Genomic DNA, 549 nt, shown 5'->3' with positions numbered 1-549 from the left:
TGCCGGTGAGCGGCGGGCGAGGTATTCGTATGCCTGCAAACTGTGAATACAGCATGGAAAAAAGTGATGCCTCGAACCTGGCGGGCATGGCGCAGCTGGATCTGGAAGGGCGGCGCTCTGCGCTTGAAGTTTACCTGCAGATCCATGGACAGCGCCGTTTGGTTGAGTTCACGGCGCAACTGATCGGCATGGCCAATTCGGTCGCGGAGAACTGCGCCGAGATGAGCGACCAGGTGCTGATCCAAGAATGCGGCGTCCACCCCGATAAGTTCACCAGCGTGAACCTGCCCACCATCATCGGCGCCTGTCAGGGCGTAATGATCGCCAGCAAGTGCGACCCGGCGGGCGCGTGTCATGGGTGCGCTTACCGCCTCGCCTCAATAGCCAACCAGTCACCCATCACCACGTGTGATGCGGAGTTCATGGAGCACAACCAGAAAGGGTTCATGTGTCACGCGCACCTCGACGAACGCGGCGAGCCCACCAAGGTATGCGTCGGGCACGCGAAAGCAGCAAAACCCTAACCCACCTTCTGCCGCCCAGCGCGGC

The 549-nt window shown here is 61.0% G+C and carries 1 protein-coding gene; it reads left to right on the top strand.

The window, feature by feature from the left end:
• Positions 1–524: hypothetical protein (locus ACI77I_RS32125; RefSeq protein WP_407000231.1), on the top strand; the 524-nt coding region annotated here is incomplete at its 5' end.
• Positions 525–549: the final 25 nt, after the last annotated feature.

The sequence above is a fragment of the Pseudomonas sp. D47 genome (assembly GCF_045447305.1).
In the GTDB taxonomy this organism is placed as follows: domain Bacteria; phylum Pseudomonadota; class Gammaproteobacteria; order Pseudomonadales; family Pseudomonadaceae; genus Aquipseudomonas.
This window is presented reverse-complemented; position numbering and strand designations above follow the sequence as displayed.